General features: G+C 69.7%; 18 protein-coding genes. 10 read left to right on the top strand and 8 right to left on the bottom strand.

The annotated features are described in order from the left end of the window. Positions 1-5 precede the first annotated feature (5 nt). Together ACPYN5_RS04225 and ACPYN5_RS04220 are read left to right on the top strand one after the other, a co-directional pair. A complete protein-coding gene (locus ACPYN5_RS04225; RefSeq protein WP_424447739.1) occupies positions 6-710 on the top strand; it encodes a DUF3105 domain-containing protein in 705 nt (234 codons plus the stop codon). Beyond that, positions 707-1402: a DUF305 domain-containing protein gene (locus tag ACPYN5_RS04220; RefSeq protein WP_424447738.1), complete on the top strand. Its 696-nt coding sequence runs from the start codon at positions 707-709 to the stop codon at positions 1400-1402. The genes ACPYN5_RS04225 and ACPYN5_RS04220 overlap by 4 nt, the downstream gene beginning before the upstream one ends. A 36-nt stretch (positions 1403-1438) precedes the next feature. Here ACPYN5_RS04220 and ACPYN5_RS04215 read toward each other — a convergent pair whose 3' ends face one another. The 3 genes from ACPYN5_RS04215 to ACPYN5_RS04205 form a co-directional block, all read right to left on the bottom strand. Further along, positions 1439-2410, bottom strand: coding sequence for a carbohydrate ABC transporter permease (locus ACPYN5_RS04215; protein ID WP_424447737.1), 972 nt, complete (start codon positions 2408-2410; stop codon positions 1439-1441). Next, a complete protein-coding gene (locus ACPYN5_RS04210; protein ID WP_424447736.1) occupies positions 2410-3747 on the bottom strand; it encodes a carbohydrate ABC transporter permease in 1338 nt (445 codons plus the stop codon). Before ACPYN5_RS04210 ends, ACPYN5_RS04215 begins: the two co-directional genes overlap by 1 nt. A 110-nt stretch (positions 3748-3857) precedes the next feature. Then, complete coding sequence (locus tag ACPYN5_RS04205; RefSeq protein WP_424447735.1) at positions 3858-5186, bottom strand: ABC transporter substrate-binding protein; 1329 nt, start codon at positions 5184-5186, stop codon at positions 3858-3860. A gap of 281 nt (positions 5187-5467) precedes the next feature. Between ACPYN5_RS04205 and ACPYN5_RS04200 the strand changes: the two genes are divergently transcribed. Beyond that, positions 5468-6517, top strand: a complete 1050-nt coding sequence (locus ACPYN5_RS04200) for a LacI family DNA-binding transcriptional regulator (protein WP_424447734.1) — start codon at positions 5468-5470, stop codon at positions 6515-6517. 74 nt (positions 6518-6591) lie between these two features. Here ACPYN5_RS04200 and rplL read toward each other — a convergent pair whose 3' ends face one another. Together rplL and rplJ are read right to left on the bottom strand one after the other, a co-directional pair. After that, positions 6592-6975: a 50S ribosomal protein L7/L12 gene (gene rplL / locus ACPYN5_RS04195; protein WP_094262145.1), complete on the bottom strand. Its 384-nt coding sequence runs from the start codon at positions 6973-6975 to the stop codon at positions 6592-6594. A gap of 48 nt (positions 6976-7023) precedes the next feature. Next, the gene (gene rplJ, locus ACPYN5_RS04190) at positions 7024-7512 is read right to left on the bottom strand and encodes a 50S ribosomal protein L10 (RefSeq protein ID WP_424447733.1); all 489 of its coding nucleotides are present in this window, start codon (positions 7510-7512) and stop codon (positions 7024-7026) included. A 440-nt stretch (positions 7513-7952) separates the two neighbouring features. On the opposite strand from rplJ, the gene ACPYN5_RS04185 reads away from it, so the two are divergent. Continuing rightward, positions 7953-8927: a hypothetical protein gene (locus ACPYN5_RS04185; RefSeq protein WP_424447732.1), complete on the top strand. Its 975-nt coding sequence runs from the start codon at positions 7953-7955 to the stop codon at positions 8925-8927. A gap of 162 nt (positions 8928-9089) precedes the next feature. Then, a complete protein-coding gene (locus ACPYN5_RS04180; RefSeq protein WP_424447731.1) occupies positions 9090-9749 on the top strand; it encodes a YqaJ viral recombinase family protein in 660 nt (219 codons plus the stop codon). A 68-nt stretch (positions 9750-9817) separates the two neighbouring features. Here the strand turns inward: ACPYN5_RS04180 and ACPYN5_RS04175 are convergent, their stop codons facing one another. Then, positions 9818-10330: a 2'-5' RNA ligase family protein gene (locus ACPYN5_RS04175; RefSeq protein WP_424447730.1), complete on the bottom strand. Its 513-nt coding sequence runs from the start codon at positions 10328-10330 to the stop codon at positions 9818-9820. Positions 10331-10520: 190 nt separating this feature from the next. Between ACPYN5_RS04175 and ACPYN5_RS04170 the strand changes: the two genes are divergently transcribed. From ACPYN5_RS04170 to ACPYN5_RS04160, 3 genes are all read left to right on the top strand, one after another. Then, positions 10521-12227 (top strand): MDR family MFS transporter, encoded by a 1707-nt coding sequence (locus ACPYN5_RS04170; RefSeq protein ID WP_424447729.1) that lies wholly within the window; start codon positions 10521-10523, stop codon positions 12225-12227. Positions 12228-12237: 10 nt separating this feature from the next. Then, a complete protein-coding gene (locus tag ACPYN5_RS04165; RefSeq protein WP_424447728.1) occupies positions 12238-12759 on the top strand; it encodes a MarR family winged helix-turn-helix transcriptional regulator in 522 nt (173 codons plus the stop codon). Positions 12760-12897: 138 nt separating this feature from the next. Then, positions 12898-13926: an NADP-dependent oxidoreductase gene (locus ACPYN5_RS04160; RefSeq protein ID WP_424447727.1), complete on the top strand. Its 1029-nt coding sequence runs from the start codon at positions 12898-12900 to the stop codon at positions 13924-13926. 122 nt (positions 13927-14048) lie between these two features. Here the strand turns inward: ACPYN5_RS04160 and ACPYN5_RS04155 are convergent, their stop codons facing one another. After that, on the bottom strand, positions 14049-14933 hold the full coding sequence (locus tag ACPYN5_RS04155; protein ID WP_424447726.1) for a LysR family transcriptional regulator ArgP: 885 nt from the start codon (positions 14931-14933) through the stop codon (positions 14049-14051). A gap of 68 nt (positions 14934-15001) precedes the next feature. Here ACPYN5_RS04155 and ACPYN5_RS04150 point away from each other — a divergent pair, with 68 nt between their 5' ends. Next, positions 15002-15622, top strand: a complete 621-nt coding sequence (locus ACPYN5_RS04150) for a LysE/ArgO family amino acid transporter (RefSeq protein WP_424447725.1) — start codon at positions 15002-15004, stop codon at positions 15620-15622. Positions 15623-15665: 43 nt separating this feature from the next. After that, positions 15666-15941, top strand: a complete 276-nt coding sequence (locus ACPYN5_RS04145; protein WP_424447724.1) for an acylphosphatase — start codon at positions 15666-15668, stop codon at positions 15939-15941. 106 nt (positions 15942-16047) lie between these two features. Here ACPYN5_RS04145 and ACPYN5_RS04140 read toward each other — a convergent pair whose 3' ends face one another. Continuing rightward, complete coding sequence (locus ACPYN5_RS04140; protein WP_424447723.1) at positions 16048-17091, bottom strand: NAD(P)H-dependent flavin oxidoreductase; 1044 nt, start codon at positions 17089-17091, stop codon at positions 16048-16050. Positions 17092-17123 lie beyond the last annotated feature (32 nt).

Raw genomic sequence — 17123 nt, 5'->3', positions numbered from 1 at the left:
CAGCAATGACTCCGTCCGCCGACAAGCGAACGAGCGGCAATCCTGCCGCCCAGGCCCAGATCAACCTCACCGTCAAGCAGCAGCGCGAGCAGCAGAAGCAGGCCAAGCTCGCCGAGTACCAGAAGCAGCTCGCCAAGCGCCGCCGCAGCAAGCTGGTGTGGTGGGTCGTCGGATCGACCGCCGCCGTCGCCGTGATCGGCTTGATCGTCGCATCCGTGGTGTTCGCGCCCCGGCCCGTGACGTACGAGGCCGGCAACAGCACCGGACGCGAGATCGCCGGCGTCGAGACCTTCGAGAACATCACGACCCACGTCGAGGGCACGGTGGAGTACCCGCAGACGCCTCCGGCCGGCGGCGAGCACAACCCCTACTGGCTCAACTGCGGCGTGTACACCGAGCCGCAGGCCAATGAGAACGCGGTCCACTCGATGGAGCACGGTGCCGTCTGGATCACGTACGACCCCGCACAGGTCGACGAGGCGGACATCGAGACCCTCGAGGGCTACATGCCGAGCACGTACGCGCTCCTCACCCCGTACCCCGACATGGACACCCCGATCGCTGTCAGCGCCTGGAACGCGCAGCTGAAGGTCGACTCGGCCGACGACGAGCGCATCCAGGAGTTCTTCACGGAGTACTGGCGCAGCCAGAACGTCCCGGAGCCCAACGCGATCTGCTCGGGCGCGATCGACGGGCCCGGCAAGGCGTGACCGACGGCGCCCCGGTCGAGGCGGAACCGGTCGGCGGCGCAGCGCCGTCTCCCGGTTTTCGCTGGTGGGCGGTGGTGCTCATCGTTCTCGCCGTCGCGGGCGCCGCCTTCGCCGTCGGCCGCTTCTCGGCGTTCGGCACGTCACCGGCGGTTCCCGGCGACTCCTCCCCCGAGGCCGGTTTCGCTCGCGACATGCAGGTGCACCACACCCAGGCCGTCGAGATGGCCATGACGATCTACCGCAAGACCGAGGATGAGGGCGTCCGCACCCTCGCATTCGACATCGCGACCGCGCAGGCCGGCCAGCGCGGCGAGTTCTACGACTGGCTCGTGCAGTGGGGGCTGCCGCAGGCGTCGTCCGCTCCCCTGATGCAGTGGATGGTCGGGCACCCGGCCCACGACCACGGTTCTGCGGCCGAGCAGCTCAGCGATGAGGAGTTGCGTGCCGAAATGGGCATGGCCACGCCCGAAGAGCTCGAGCAGCTCGACGCCGAGACGGGTGTCGCAGCGGATTGCACGTTCCTCGACCTCATGATCCGCCACCACCAGGGAGCCATCCCGATGGCGCAGGCTCTCGTCGATCTCGGCAGCGACCCGCGCGCCATTCAGGTCGCCGGCGGCATCATCCAGACCCAGGGCGCCGAGATCGACCTCATGCGCTCCCTTCAGACGACGCTGGGGTGCGAGGGCTGACAGCCCCCGCACCCCAGCGGTGTCCGGTCTCCGGGATCAGCCCTTCGTCGCCCCCGCCAGGAGGCCGCGGACGAAGAACCGCTGCAGCGCGAAGAACACGATCAGCGGAACGATGATCGAGATGAAGGTTCCCGCGGACTGCAGGAACCAGCGGTTGCCCCAGGTGCCCGACAACGAGTTCAACGCCTGCGTGATCGGCAGCGCTCCCGGCGAGGCGAAGATCGTCGCCACGAGCAGATCGTTCCAGACCCAGAGGAACTGGAAGATCGCGAACGACGCGATCGCGGGAGCGGCGAGCGGGATGATGATGCGGAAGAACACCTGGCCGTGGCCGGCACCGTCCACCCGAGCCGCCTCGATGATCTCTCCCGGGATCTCGGCGATGAAGTTGTGCAGCATGAACGTCGCCAGCGGCAGCGCGAAGATCGCGTGCGCGATCCACACGCGGGCGAAGCTGTACTGCACCTCGTTCAGACCGAACCCGGGGAAGATCGGCACGTCGCCCAGGGTGAGCCCCTCGGAGAAGAGGCTGAGCAGCGGCACGAGCGCCATCTGGAGCGGGACGATCTGCAGCGCGAACACGAAGACGAACAGCGCGCTGCGGCCCTTGAAGTCGATCCACGCGAACGCGTAGGCGGCGAGGGCCGCCATGACGATCGGGAACACGGTTGCCGGGATGGTGATCGCGAGCGAGTTCACGAAGGCCGAGGCGAGCGTCGTGGACGTCCCGCCCGCCGTCAGCGCCTCCGCGTAGTTGTCGAGCGTGAACTCGGGGTTGGTGAAGACGGTCCACCACCCGGTGGACTGCGTGTCGGCACCGGGCCGGAAGGAGGTCACGAACAGACCGAACGTCGGGATCGTCCAGAAGACGGCGATGATGACGGCCGCGATGGTCGCGCCCTTCGACGTCAGCTTCTTGTGGGCGATCGCCTCGTTGCGGCGGGTGTCACGCGCCACCTGGCGCTTGGTGCGGGTGTCGGCCGGCGCGGCCGGTGCTGCAACGGTCATCAGCGGATCTCCCTCTGCTTGGCCATCGATCGGGCGTTGTAGATGATCAGGGGCAGGACGAACAGGAACAGCACGACGGCGAGTGCGGACGAGTGCCCGTAGCTCTGGAACCGCTGCTGCTGGTTGACCATCTCGAAGCCGAGGACCGTCGTCTCATCGCGGCCGCCGGTCATGACCGCGACGATGTCGTACACCTTCAGCGACGCGATCGTGATCGTGGTGAGCACCACGATGAGCGACGAGCGGATGCCGGGGACGGTGACGTTGCGGAACCGCTGCCACGCGTTGGTGCCGTCGAGCTGTGCCGCCTCGAGCTGTTCGGTCGGTACCGCCTTGATCGCGGCCGAGAGGATCACCATCGCGAAGCCGGTCTGCGTCCAGATGAAGACCACCAGGAGCATCAGGGTGTTGATGACGGGCTTGATCGCCAGCCACTGCACCGGGTCGCCGCCGAACGCCGTGACGATCGCGTTGAGGAGGCCGACCTGCTCCCCCTGTCGCGCGTCGTACATGAACTTCCAGATGATGCCGGCGCCGACGAACGAGATCGCGACCGGCATGAACACGAGCACCTTCAGGACCTTCTCGCCGCGGGCACGGTCGATGAACACGGCGTACGCCAGTCCGATGACGACCGAGATCGTGGGTGCCAGGAGCGCCCAGAGGATCGTGTTGACCACCGACGCCGTGCCGGTCGGGTTGGTGAAGACCCAGAAGTAGTTCTCGAGGCCCACGAACTGCTCGCCCGACTTGTCGAAGAACGACTTGAAGATCGTCGCGATCGCCGGGTAGATGAGCCCGATCGCCAGCATGATGCTGGCCGGAGCCATGAAGAGGACGAGCTGGAACAGGTATCCCGCGCCCTGACGCGACCGGAAGTCGGCGAAGAAGAGCAGCGCACCGACGAGCAGTGCGATCGCGACGACATAGAGGACGGCGTTGGCGTAGGGACGCAGCAACAGGAACGCGAGCACCGGGATGACCAGGCACGCGACGAGCCGCATGATGAAGTACCCGCGGCCCGACCTCGGGGCGTACTCGATGAGCACGAGGATGATGCCCACGACGAGCCCGAACACGGCGAGGATGACGGGGATCTGGACGAGCGGACTCATCCCGCCCAGCCAGAGGAAGAAGCTGTTGAGCGAGAAGCCGATCGTGATGCGTGACGATTCCTCGCTGGATCCGGTGAAGATCAGCAGCAGCAGGATGGCGACGATCAGCGCGAACCCGGTGGCGACGACGATCCGGGTGATCGATCGTCCCTTCGGGTCGGTGGCGTGGGTGGTGGCGGGAAGTTCGGTGTCGACGGGCCTGTCGACGGTCGTCTGCGACATAGGGATCCCCTTCTGAGTACAGCGGCGTACCCGGGCGGTACGGACGGGAGAAGCGGGGCCGGGCTTGTGCAGCCCGACCCCGCTCGGCTCACATGATCGTCACAGGACGATCAGTTCTCGTAACCGGCCTGGATGTCGGACAGGACGGTCTCGGTGTCCTTGCCGTCGATCCAGTCGACCATGCCCTTCCAGAACGAGCCCGAGCCGACCGTGGACGGCATCAGGTCGGACGCGTCGAAGCGGAAGACGGTCGTCTCGTCCTGCAGCGTCGTCATCGCTTCCTGGAGGAACTCGCTCGAGGCGAGCGAGGGGTCGGCGTTCTTGTTGGCCGAGATCACACCGCCGAGCTCGACGCGTGCGTCGGCGAACTCGGGCGAAGCCATGAACTCGAGCACCTTCTGCGTCGACTCGTCGTCGGAGAAGGCCGCGACGAACTCGCCGCCACCCTCGACCTGCAGCTCGCCCGCGGTGTAGCCCGGGGTCAGGAACGCGTAGACGTCGCCGTCGGGAGCGACCTCGGGGGTCTCGCCCTCGGCGGTCTGCACGTCGAGGAAGTTCGCCGACAGGAACGAGGCCTGGTGGGTCAGGGCGCAGTCGCCGCTCGCGACGGCCGCTGCCACGTCACCGAACGCGGTCGCGTTGATGCTCTTCACGTCGCCGTAGCCCGCGTTGACGTACTCGGGGTTGAGCAGGATCGTGCCGACGGCGTCGAACGCCGACTTGATCTCCGGGTCGGTGAACTTCACGTCGCCGGCGACCCACTGGTCGTAGACCTCGGGTCCGGCCTGGCGGAGGACGAGGTCCTCGATCCAGTCGGTGCCCGGCCAGCCCGACGCCGCGTCGGACGCGAAGCCGGCACACCAGGCGGGCCCGCCGGTGGTCTGGACGATCTTGTCGGTGAGGGCGATCATCTCGTCCCACGTGGTGGGGACCTCGACGCCCCACTCGGCGAACTGCTTCGGCGAGTACCAGACGTAGCCCTTCAGGTTCGCGAGCATGGGCGCCGCGTAGAAGGTGTCGTCGAAGGTGCCGTACTGCTTCCAGTCGGGCGACCAGTTCTCGTCGACCGCCGTCTCGACGGCCTCGGGTGCCGGCAGCACCTTGCCCGTCTCGACGAGGGTCTTGAGCAGACCGGGCTGCGGAACGACGGCGATGTCGGGGGCGTCGCCACCGGTCACCTTCGTGACGATGTTGCCCTCGAACGACTTGTCGCCGGTGTACTCGACGGTGATGCCGGTGTCTTCGGTGAACTGCGCGAACGATTCGTTCAGCGCGTCGGCCTCACCACCGGTGATGCCGCCCGAGATGCGGACGGTCGTCTTCGCCTCGCCGCCGCCGTCGCCTTCGGTGCCGCCTTCCGCGCACCCAGCCAGCACCAGTGCTGCCGCGCCCATCAGGGCGACCGGGGCAAGAAGACGGTATCGCTGTGACAATGCCATGTCTTTCTCCTCTATCGGGATCATCGTCCGCCCAGAGGAGCCTTGTCCGCATCCATTGGGGAACCGATTCCAGGACAACCTACTGTGCCTCAGAGCCGGGCACAACCCGCGGAATATCACGGAATGGCAACCATCAACGAGCGAAGACCTCGCGCAACGCTCTTCCCATGGGAGCGCTCACATCGAAACGCTCTGGAACCGGTTCCTCGTGAACGGCGAAACCGCTACGCTCTCGGAGGAGAGCCCCCCGGCAGGACTCCCCGAACGGACGAGGAGGTCCCATGAGCACCATCGCCGACGTCGCCACCCGAGCAGGGGTGTCGAAGGCGACGGCGAGTCGTGCCCTGACGGGACGCGGTTACGTGTCGGAGGAGACGCGTAGGCGTGTCGCCGCGGCGGCACAGGAGCTCTCGTACGTCGCCCACTCGTCGGCGATGAGTCTCGCGACCGGACGGACGCAGACCATCGGGGTCGTGATGCCGCACGTCAGCCGATGGTTCTTCGGCGAGGTGCTCGAGGGCATTCAGGCCGGGCTGCTGGAGCACGGCCTGGACCTCACCCTGTACGACGTGCGGCCGGGCACCGAGACGCGGCGGCGCGTGTTCGAGGACTTCCTGGCGCGCCGACGCTTCGACGGCGTCATCGCCGTCGGCCTCGAACCGGCCGAGAGCGAGCTCGACATGCTCCTCGCTCTCGGGAAGCCCGTCGTCAGCGTGATCGGCACCGAGGGCGACACCAGCGTCGTCACACTCGACGACGCCCACGCCACCTCTCTCGCGACCGCCCACCTCGTCGAGCTCGGTCACCGCCGGATCGCCTTCCTCGGCGGCACCGACTCCACGCGCTGGCCGCATGTGGAGTCCGAGCGCTACGCCGGGTACGAGTCGGAGATGCGCCGGGCCGGCCTCGCCGACCACATCTTCCGCGCGCCCGCCGAGCTCTCGATGCCCGCCGGCTACGCGGCCGCCGTCGACCTGCTGAGCGACGCGTCCGAGCGCCCCACGGGCATCGTCGCCGCCTGCGACGAAGTGGCGATCGGGGCGATCATCGCGGCCCGGCGCCTGGGCATCCTCGTCCCGTCGTCGCTCAGCGTCGTGGGCATCGACGATCACGTCAACGCGGAGATGTTCGCGCTGACGACCCTGCGTCAGGTTCCTCACGACCAGGGCCGCGCCGCCGTCGATCTCCTCCTCCGCCACCTCGACGACCCCGACGCCGAGACCGTGACGCTTCGCGTCAAGCCGCGGATGGTCGTGCGAGGCACGACGGCGGGAGCACCCGGACACAGCTCCGTCGCTGCGCGAGACTCGTCCCTCTCTCGTCCGGACTGAAGCCCGCACGCACGACGACGGCCCCGGATGCAGCATCCGGGGCCGTCGTGCTGCTCTCGAGTGAGAGCGGGGAATTACTTGAGGGTGACCGTCGCGCCGGCCTCTTCGAGCGCGGCCTTCGCCTTCTCGGCGGTCTCCTTGTTCGCGCCCTCGAGGACGGCCTTGGGAGCACCGTCGACGACAGCCTTGGCCTCGCCGAGGCCCAGCGAGGTGAGCTCGCGGACCGTCTTGATGACCTGGATCTTCTTGTCGCCGGCAGCCTCGAGGATGACGTCGAACGAGTCCTTCTCCTCCTCGGCCTCAGCGGCACCAGCGCCACCAGCAGCGCCGGCAACGGCGACGGGGGCAGCAGCGGTGACGTCGAACTTCTCCTCGAACGCCTTCACGAAGTCGCTGAGCTCGACGAGGGTCAGGCCGGCGAACTGCTCAAGCAGCTCCTCGGTGGAAAGCTTCGCCATGATGTATCTCCTAGATAGATGGGGTTGGTGTAAGAGCTCGCCTGTCGCTCACGCGGCGTCGGCGGTCTCCAGCTTTTCGCGAAGCGCGTCGATGGTGGCCGCAGCCTTGCCCATCGTCGCCTTCATCATGCCCGCGGCCTTGGCCAGCAGAACCTCGCGGCTCTCGAGCGAGGCGTACTTGTCGACCTCGTCGGCGGTGAGGGCGTTGCCCTCGAAGATGCCGCCCTTGATGACGAGGAGCGGGTTCGCCTTGGCGAAGTCACGCAGAGCCTTGGCGGTGGCGACGAAGTCGCCGTGCACGAACGCCACGGCCGAGGGACCCTTGAGGTCCTCGTCGAGCGCCGTGATCCCCGCGTTGTTCGCGGCGATCTTGGTCAGCGTGTTCTTCACCACGGCGTAGTTCGCGTCCTGACGGATGCTGTTGCGCAGCTGCTTGAGCTGGGCCACCGTCAGACCGCGGTACTCGGTCAGCAGAACGGCAGTCGAGTCCTCGAATGACTTCGTGAGCTCGGCGACCGATGCGTCCTTCTGCACCATGGTCACTCCTTGATGTGTGCCTGACGCACCGCGGTGGCGGAGCGCCGGCCTCGACCAGCTCCGGACATGACAAAAGCTCCGGCGCAGAGGCACGGAGCTCGGTTCCCGAAGGAGAAGTTCAGTGTCACCTGCGCGGGCCCCTGCTGTGCAGAGCTTCGATCACGAGTGCGCTCACGCGCACACCGATGACCAGCGGTCTTTGGCTTACCCCCACCATACCCCCCATCACCCCCACCCCCAAATCCCCCCCCACCCGCGCCGAGTGCACGGCATCCCGCTCAATGCACGGCACCGCGACGCCGCAATCCCGTGCATTCGCCGCGTAGACGTTCGTTCGGCACTGACCGCGGGCTCCTGCACAGATGGGGCGGACAGCTGGATGCTCACGGAGCGGGCAGAGACAGGGCGGGTGGGCATCGCGCGGGGGGACGCTGGGCGGGATGCGCAGACGACGACGACCCGACGAGGCGCGGGCTTTGCTCCACCGGCGACGCGACCTGCTGGAGGCGGGAGAAAGCGAACGCTCGATCGATCGTTCTGTCCGCGACGGCGCTCGCGTGCACGTGCGGCGCGGGTGGTACGTCGACCGTGCCGCGTTCGACGAGCTCTACGCCGAGGACGCGCACCTGCTCCACGTGATGGCGGTGGCGCACGACGTGCGAGGTCGCGCGGTCGTCTCGCACGAGTCCGCGGGGGTGCTGCACGGACTCGACCTGTATCGCGTCCGACCGACCCGCGTGCATCTGACGACGGCGCCCGGCGCCCGGATCTCCAGCGGCTCGGACGTCTTCCGACACTGCACGCCTCTTGATGCGCACGACGTCGTCGAGGTGAACGGCATCCGCTGCACCTCCCTCGCACGGACGGTCTTCGACGTCGCGCGCACGATGACCCCTGAAGCGGCGATCGTCATGGCCGACCGGGCGGAGCGGATCTGGTGCGACCGCACGGGCGCCCGCCCGGCCGACTGGCGGAATGCGATGGCCACCCGGATCGCCGGGGCCGGGGCGGCGCGTGGGATCCGGCGGGCCCGGTGGGTGGCCGACTTCGCCGACGGCCGAGCGGAGTCGACGCTGGAGAGCGTCAGCCGGTTCCGGTTGCACCAGCTCGGCTTCCGCTCGGTCCGCTTGCAGGTGCCGATCGCCGGCCCGCGCGGCGAGGGCTCGTACCGCGTCGACTTCGGCCTCGACGACGCCGAGGCGTGGGGCGAGTGCGACGGCGCCGGCAAGTATCTCGATACAGACCTGCGGGCGGCCCGCTCCGCAGAGCAGGTCGTCCTCGAGGAGAAGCGTCGCGAAGACTGGATCCGGGGCACGACCGGACGCCGCCTCGTGCGCTGGGAGGCCCATCACGTCGCGTCCCCCGCCGCCCTCGCCGCGCGCCTCCGCGCCTTCGGCATCCAGGCTCCCCGCTGACGGAGAGCCGCCGCGTGCACGGCTTGGCGCCGAGTGAACGGAACATCTGCGCAGCGATGCCGCGCACTGGGCGGGATGCCGTGCACTCGACGCCCGCGGGGGGCGCGGGGCACGCCGGGGGCAAAGGCCGGCGCGGGGGCGGCCCGGGTTAGGGTCGATGACGTGTCTCCCGAACTCGCTGCCCGCATCGTCGCGGACTCCCGCGACCGGGTGGCCTGGATCCGGGCGCGCTCGCGGGGCATCACGGCAACGGATGTCGCAACACTGACCAGCCCGAAGGCGATCGCCCGCGCGGCCGACTCCAAGCTCATGGGATCGGGCTTCTCGGGCAACGCCTACACCGATCACGGCCGACGTCGCGAGCCGGAGATCGCCGCCTGGGTCGCCGCCACGCACGGCATCCAGCCCTCGTCGGCCCTCTTCCATGCCGTGGTCGAGAAGCGGCATCTCGCCACCCCCGACGGGGTGATGGTCGACGCCGAGGGACGCGTGACCCTCGCCGAGATCAAGACCACGAACAAGAGCTGGCGATCGATCCCCCGCACCTATCTGCGGCAGGTGTGGTGGCAGCAGCACGTCCTCGGTGCCGAGCGCACGCTCGTGGTCTGGGAGCAGCACGACGGATTCGTGCCCATCGACGACGAGCCGCGCTGCGCTTGGGTGGAGCGCGACGAGCGCGAGATCCGCCTGCTCGTGAACCTCGCGACGGAGCTGATCGACGAGCTGTACCGCCGCACGATGCAGCGTCGCGCCGCCGAGGCGCCGCGCATCCCGGCGACCCCGCCGCGCGAGCCCTTCCGCGCGCTGGCCCTCGCCGACTGACCGACCCCGGCGAGCGGGCGGCCGGCCTCCCGGTCTGCGCCGCCGACCGGCCTGCCCCGCCGAACGGATCAGCGCAGCTCGGTGATGACCTTCTGCTGGGCGTCCCACAGCCGCAGGCCGGTGAACCGACCCTCGACGGATGCTGCGCCGACCACCTCGAGCGCTCGACCCACCTGCTCGGCGGTCATCCGTCGGGCGAGCGTGATGTGCGGGGTCCAGCGGTCGATCGCGGTGACCGCGTAGTCCTCCGGCGGTGGGCCGAGGACGCCGACGGTGCGCGCGTGGAAATGCAGCAGATCGGCCGTGACGATCACGGGGCGGGCCAGGACGAAGCGGTCGCGGGCGGGGAAGACCACCACTCCCCCGACCCGGCACGCCACCGGCAGCACCTCTCCGAGCATGGCGAGTCGGTCGGCGGCATCCTCCGCCAGCTCGTCGCGCACGGCGACGGTCACGTGCGGGCGGTTGGACTCTGACGGATGCCGGCCGGCACTCGGCAGATCCGCCTCGATGAGCCGCTGCCAGTCACCGCGCATCGCAGCCTCGGTCTCGCCATCGGCGAGCAACTCCACGCTGAACATGCCTCCATCCTGACGGGATGGAACGGACTCCGGGAATAGTTGACGTAGCTCAACGATTGATCATATAGTTGACCGATCTCAACGGTTGACATTAGTCAACCAGTTACGCCGTCACCGGCTATCGAAGAACCCGACACACCGACGATCCCGCGCCAGCGCAGCCGCGTCCGTCCGATCTCCAGGAGGACCCATGTCCGCTCCCGCAACCACCCACCACGAGGGGAAGAGCATGTCGCGTCGCGGCGTGCTCGAGGCCCTCTCGGGCCTTCTGCTCGGCATGTTCGTGTCGATGCTCGCCTCGACGGTCGTCTCGACGTCGCTGCCGGTCATCATCCACGACCTCGACGGCACCCAGACGGCCTTCACGTGGGTCGTCACCGCGACGCTGCTGACGACCGCGATCTCGACCCCCATCTGGGGAAAGCTCGCCGACCTCACCAACCGCAAGGTGCTGTATCAGCTCGCGATCCTCATCTTCGTGCTGGCCACCGCCGCGGCGGGGTTCTCGACGAGCCCCGAGATGCTCATCGCCTTCCGCGCGGTCCAGGGCATCGGTGCGGGCGGTCTCGCCGCCCTCAGCCAGGTGCTCATGGCCGACATCATCAGCCCCCGCGAGCGCGGCCGGTACATGGGCCTGTTCGGCGCCGTGATGGCCGTCGCCACGATCGGTGGTCCGCTGCTCGGCGGCGTCATCACCGACGCCTGGGGCTGGCGCTGGAACTTCTTCGTCGCGCTTCCCGTCGCCGTCGCCGCGCTGCTGATCGTGCAGCGGACGCTGCACATCGTGCCGCGTGCGCGCAAGCAGACGAGCATCGACTACCTCGGCATCGTCCTGCTGTCGACGTCGGTGTCGCTGCTGCTGATCTGGGTCACGCTCGCCGGCGACTCGTTCGAGTGGATGAGCGTCGAGACGCTGCTCATGGTGGGCGGCGCCGTGATCGCGGCGATCCTGTTCGTCGTGACCGAGCTGAAGGTGCGCGAGCCCCTCGTGCCGCTGACCCTCTTCCGCAACCTCACCTTCACCCTCTCGGTGATCGCGTCGATCGCGACGGGAATCGCGATGTTCGGCGCGTCGGTGTTCCTCAGCCAGTACATGCAGCTGGCGCGCGGCGCGACGCCGACCGAGGCTGGCATCATGACGATCCCCATGATCGGCGGTCTGCTGGTCGCGTCCATCGGCGTGGGTGCCCTGATCACCCGCACGGGCCGCTGGAAGCCGTTCCTCATCGTCGGAGCAGTGCTCCTCATCGGCGGGTCGACCATGCTGTCGACGATCCACTACGACACCGACTTCACGCTCGTCTCGCTCTACATGGCCATGCTCGGCGCCGGCGTCGGAATGACGATGCAGAACCTGGTGCTGGTCGTGCAGAACACGACGAGCCCGACCGAGATCGGCGTCGCGAGCTCGGGAGTGACGTTCTTCCGGAGCCTCGGCGGCACCATCGGAGTCTCCGTCATGGGTGCAGCCCTGGCCTCGCAGGTCACGGCCCTCGTGACGGAACGGAAGGACGACCTCCGGGCAGCACTCGCGTCGCTGGGCGACCAGGCGCCGACGTGGGCCGCCCAGTTGCAGTCCGGCACACTCCCCCAGGTCTCGGCGATGCCCGAGGCGCTGCGCATCGTCTTCGAGGACATCTACGCCACCGGCATCTCGCACTCGTTCCTGATCGCCGTGCCTTTCGCCGTCCTGAGCCTCATCGCGATCGTGTTCCTGCCGAACAAGCCGCTGACGACCATGACCACCACCGAGCGCCTGCAGGCGGGCGAGGCAGACCTCGCGACCGTGTCGGTTCCCGAGGGCATGAACGCGCTCACCGCAACGGGCACCGTGCGCACCGACACTGCAGACGGAGACGACCCGGCCGCCGCCGAGACGCGCCGCTCGGCTCGATAGGGTGATCGGGATGTCCGCTGCACGAGTGTCCGACGAGTCCCGGGGGACCGCTTCCCCCGGGACCGCCGGCCCGGCCTCCGAGTCGCCGGACGACGACCGGGCGGCCGCTGTCCGAGCGCTCGAGCTCGAGTTCAGCGAGCTGTTCACCCACGTTCGCCGCCTCTTCGCCGAGAATGCCGACCGGCTGAGCCCGGGGCTGCTTCCGGGCGCATACAAGGTGTTCACGACCATCGCGCGCCGCGGGCAGATCACCCTCTCCGCCCTCGCCGAGGCGCTGCACTCCGACAAGGGTCAGGTCAGCCGAGCGGTGCGCGAGCTCGAGGACCTGCGCCTCGTGCAGCGCACCCCCGACCCCGCCGACGGCCGGTCGAGCCTGCTCTCGGCCACGCCCGACGGCATGCAGCGGCTCGCCGCCGTCCGTGCGCCGCGCGAGAACTCCCTGCTCGCGGCGCTCGAGTCGTGGAACGTCGACGACATCCGCGAACTGACGCGGCTGCTGCACGCCCTGTCGGCATACGACGCGCCCGACTGATCGGCGGCATCCGGTTCGCCCGACGAGCTTCTCCCCTCGGTGACCGCTCCGTAACACGGTCGAGACAATGTCACGCTTGACTGGTGTCGACCGAGCATCACGGCTGCCGACGCCGGCAGCGCGAGGAAGGAGCGACGGATGAGATTCCGGCCGCTGCGCACAGCATCCGCCTCCCAGCCGGCCTCGCCGGTCGAGCCGCCGCCCGAGACGATGCGAGCCGTCGTCTTCGATGAGCCCGGCGCGCCGGACTCACTGCGCGTCGTCGAGGTCCCGGTTCCCTCGCCCGCGCTGAGCGAGGTGCTCGTGCGCATCGTCGCGGCGGGCGTGAATCCGATCGACGCCAAGACACGAGCCGGGCGCGGCGTGGCCGGCCTCATCGACCGGTGGCCGAGCACGCTAGGTTTCGACTTCAGCGGTGTCGTCGTCACGAGCCCCTACGAGACGCACGAGCTGCAACCGGGCACCGAGGTGTTCGGAATGCTCCCCTTTCCGCGCTCGGGCGGCAGCTACGCCGAGTACGCGGTGGTCCCGTCGCTGTCGGTCGCCCGCAAGCCCGCCAGCCTGTCGCACGTCGAAGCAGCCGGGGTGCCTCTCGCCGCGCTGACGGCGTGGGGCCTGGTCGTCGAGACGGCTCACGCGCACGAGGGTCAGCGGATGCTGATCCACGCGGGATCCGGCGGAGTGGGCCACTTCGCGGTGCAGCTCGCGGCCTATTTCGGCGCGCAGGTCACGACGACCGGGTCCGAGCGGAACCTCCCGTGGCTGCGCGAGCTCGGCGCATCCGTGGCGATCGACTACGCCACGACCCGGTTCGAGGATGTCGTCGGAGAGATGGATGTCGTCATCGACCTGGTCGGGAACGTGCACGATGACACCGGCTCGCGTTCCCTCGAGGTGCTGCGGCGCGGCGGGCTCTACGTGATGGTTCCCACGGGCGGCTGGCCGGGCTACGCCGACGCGGCCGCGGCGGCGGGGGTGCGTGCGACCGGCTACAAGGTCGTCCCCGACGGCAGCGTGCTCGCGACGCTCGGCCGCCTGCTGGATTCCGGGGCCATACAGGTCTTCGTCGACGGCGTGCACGACCTCGCCGACGCCGCCGCGGCGCATACCGAGGTCGAGCGCGGTCACTCCCGCGGCAAGGTCGTCCTGACCGTCGCCGAGGGCTGAGCACCCGCCCGCCCCACCGGGATCTCACCGAGCGCGCACCCTCGCGCTCACCGCGCACCGTCGTGGCGACACTGTCGCGACGAGCGTGCGCTCTCGGCGCCCCGAGCTCGGGCGAGCCGGGCTCAGGCGACGGGCTCGAGCACGCGCCGCGCCTCGGCCACGATGTGCTCGGCCACGTCGTCGAGGACGGGAGAGGCGAGGTTCCACTGCTGCCAGAAGAGCGGCACGACGATGTCCTCTCCCCCGAGCCGGACGAGCTCGCCGCGTTCCACGTGGGGGCCCGACTGCAGTGTCGGCAGCAGGGCCCAGCCGAGACCGAGAAGCACCGCCGTCGCGAAGTCCTGCGAGGCGGGGACGCGATGGCGCGGCGGGGCCGCGGGGTCGACGCCCGTGTGCCGCAACCAACGGGTCTGCAGTTCGTCTCGACGGTCGAAGTCCACGACGGGCGCTGCCGCGAGGTGCCCGGCGTCGATACCCCCCGCGAACCACCGCGCGGCGAACGCCGGTTGTGCCACGGCCTCGTAGCGCAGCGCGCCCAGCGCCGACACGCGGCAGCCGGCGACCGGCGTCCGGCGCGACGTCACCGCCCCCATCACCGTCCCGCTCTCGAGCAGGCCGGCGGTGAAGTCCTGGTCGTCGCGGTGGAGATCGAAGACGACATTCCGGGTCGCCGCCACACGCGCGAGCGGCGGCAGGAACCACGTGGCGAGCGAGTCGGCGTTCACGGCGAGGGGCACGCTCGTCACCCCCTCGTCGTCGAGGCCCTCCCAGGCGTCGCGTTCGAGCAGCGCGAGCTGGCGGGCGTAGCGCACGAACCGGTGGGCGGCCTCGGTCGCCCTGACCGGCTTCGAGCGGACGAGCAGCACCTGCCCCGCGATGCGCTCGAGCGCCCGGATGCGCTGGCTCACGGCAGACGGGGTGACGTGCAGACGCCGTGCCGCGGCATCCAGACTCCCCTCTTCGAGGGCGACGGCGAGCGTCTCGACGAGTTCGATGGGGACCCGCATCTTCAGCGCTGCTTCAGGAGGTGAAGATCCATGAACTGGACTGTAGTACGGCCCGCTCTTACCGTCGAATGGTGATCTCCGCCTCGCTCGCCGGCTTCGGCCTCGGATTGTCCCTCATCGTCGCCATCGGGGCGCAGAACCTGTTCGTGCTGCGCCAGGGCATCCGTCGCGAGCACGTGCTTCTCGTCGCCTCGATCTGCGCCGCTTCCGATGCGGTGCTCATCATCGCCGGGGTCTCCGGGCTCGGACTCGTCCTGCAGAGCGTGCCCTGGCTCGTGCCCGTCGTCCGCTGGGCGGGTGCGGCCTTCCTGGTCGTTTACGGGGCGCTCGCGGCGCGTCGGGCCTGGCGCGGAGACGGCGGCGCCCTCGACGCCGGCACCGCCTCGGCGCGTCCCGGCCCCGGGCGGCGGGCGGCCGTCGCACTCACCTGTCTGGCTCTCACGTGGCTCAATCCGCACGTGTACCTCGACACCGTCTTCCTGCTGGGCAGCATCGCCGCCACTCACGGCGCGGAGCGCGGCTGGTTCGCCGTCGGTGCGGTCGTGGCCAGCGTGGTCTGGTTCTTCTCGCTGGGCTTCGGAGCGAGGCTCCTCGGCCGCGTCCTGGCCACCCCGCGCGCCTGGCGCGTGCTCGACGCGCTCGTCGCGCTCGTCATGTTCGCAATCGCCCTCAGCCTGGTGTGGCCGTGAGTGGGGCCGGCTCGGGTAAGCCCCCGTGGGGCAGGATGAGGTCATGCGCAGCGTTCACGTGGTCGTCGTCGGGCGAGTCCAGGGCGTCGGGTACCGCTACAGCCTCCGGCTCGAGGCCGAGCGGTACGGCGTCACCGGCTGGGTGAGGAACAGGACCGACGACTCCGTCGAAGCCGTTGTGGAAGGCGCGGATGAGGCCGTCGACGCCGTCCTCGCGTGGATGGCGTCGGGTCCGCCCGGAGCCCGGGTCGACGCATCCCGCACGACCGAGGCACAGCGCTCCGGGGCGACCGCGTTCGAGGTGCGCGACACCGCCTGACATCCGCTGTCCGCGCCGATGGAGCTCCCCTCGCTTCATCTGCGCTGCCGCGACGGCGCGGCGTCGCACCGCCCTGCGGAGCGTGTGCCGCCGCAACGCATCGTCCTCAGGAGCGCGGCACTCCGAGGGCGAGCTCGCGCAGCACGGCATCCGCATCGTCACTCTTCGCCAGGGCTGCCGCTTGACCCGCCCACAGCGACGACAGCTCGGGGTCTCCTCCCGCGGCTGCCCGGAAGACTCCCGTGAGCCAGTTCTGCGCCGGGAACGGCGCGATCGCCGCCGCGGCCTCGATCTCGCGGACCGCCCGGTTCGGGATGCCGCGCGCGAGCCGACCGCTCATGGCGCGGGTGAGCACGGTGGAGGTGTCGCGCGCCGTCGCGATGGCTGCGCGGTGCCCCGCCGACGCGGCCGACTGACGCGTGCGGAGGAAAGCGGTGCCCACTTGCACGCCCGAGGCACCGAGGGCGAAAGCCGCCGCCACCCCGCGACGGTCGGCGATCCCGCCGGCCGCGATCACCGGCACGCGCACGGCATCGGCTACCTGCGGGACGAGGGCCAACGTGCCGACGAGCGAGCTCTCCGCAGCGGCCAGGAACGACACGCGATGCCCCGCCGCCTCGGCGCCGCTGGCGACGACGGCGTCCACTCCACCCGCCTCGAGGGCGACCGCCTCGGCGACCGACGTGGCCGTTCCGATGACGCGGATGCCGCGGCGGTGCGCCTCGGCGACGACATCCGGTGCCGGCACCCCGAAGACCACGCTGAGCACTGCCGGAGCCGCATCCCAGACCGCCGCGAGCTGCTCGTCGAGGGGCGGAAGGAACCGCTCCGGAAGGTCGGGCACAGCGGCACCCGCAGCGGCGTACAGCGGCGCGAGGGCATTCCGAGCCGCGGTGGCGTCGACGCGATCCGGGGTGACCTCGTCGCCCAGGGGCAGCCACAGATTGAACGCGTAGGGCCGGGACGTGCGTTCGCGAAGCTGCGCGGCGGTCTCGCCGATGCGTGTGCCGTCGTAGCCGTACAGGCCGAAAGAACCGAGTCCGCCGCCGTCGGCCACGACGGCGGTGAGCTCGATCGAGGAGAGCCCGCCGAAGGGTCCGAGCACGATGGGGAGGTCGATCCCGAGGAGGTCGGTCAGCGCGCGCCGCATGAGCCGACGCTACCGCGCCCCCGCGGGGGACG

This window comes from Microbacterium arborescens (assembly GCF_049707515.1).
Classification (GTDB): domain Bacteria; phylum Actinomycetota; class Actinomycetes; order Actinomycetales; family Microbacteriaceae; genus Microbacterium; species Microbacterium arborescens_B.
Note: the sequence above shows the minus strand (reverse complement) of the source record. Positions and strands in the feature narration are given on the sequence as shown.